Raw genomic sequence first — 797 nt, forward strand, 5'->3', positions numbered from 1 at the left:
CACCGCAGAACGGGCCGCGGTTCAACGCGTCATCATGGACATGAACGCCTCCTATCAGGCATTCGTGCACGAACTATTCCCTAACGCCGAACTCATTATTGATCGGTTCCACATTATTCAATTAATGGGCCGGACGATGGCTACCATTCGCACTCAATGTTTAAAGCAACTCGACAAGCATTCGCGGGAATATAAAGTACTGAAATCACTATGGCGCCTATTCCACAAGGCCAACCCTGACGCACAAAAGAGCCGCTACCTCTTCGGCCTGAATGAGTACTCGACCGAACAGAACGCTATTGATATTGGAACCGATACGTTTCCGGCCTTCAAAACAGCTTATGAAACCTACATCGATCTCCACGATGCTTTGATGGGGCGTCACGCTGATGAACTCAAGAATATCATCACTAACTATCAGCCTAACGGCACGCCCCTAGATACGGCCATGCATACCCTACGAAAGAATCTTAATGGAGTAATTAACGCCGCCAAATCGTCCTACTCTAACGGACCGATAGAGGGCATCAACCGTAAGATCAAGGAGCTCAAACGTGCTTGTTATGGCTTCTCCAATCAGGCCAATATGTTCACACGCGTCTACCAGCTGATTGCCTAGATTATCTACCACAATAACGTCACGATGGTAGGCTTATTTGTTATGCCTTCAAGTACGATATTCAGACAACACACCAGATTAAACGCCGCAACTAATAAAACAACAAAAAAGATCTCCCACACGAGGAGATCTCCAAAGGATAGAAACTATCCTTCAACACCATTTGACAAACTTCCTT

General features: G+C 46.3%; 1 pseudogene. It reads left to right on the forward strand.

Annotated features, from left to right (window positions below):
* Positions 1-619 (forward strand): annotated as a pseudogene (locus FD46_RS02845) (ISL3-like element IS1165 family transposase); the annotation flags it as partial.
* Between the last annotated feature and the right edge of the window lie 178 nt (positions 620-797).

It is taken from the genome of Liquorilactobacillus oeni DSM 19972 (genome assembly GCF_001436275.1).
Taxonomy (GTDB): Bacteria; Bacillota; Bacilli; order Lactobacillales; family Lactobacillaceae; genus Liquorilactobacillus; species Liquorilactobacillus oeni.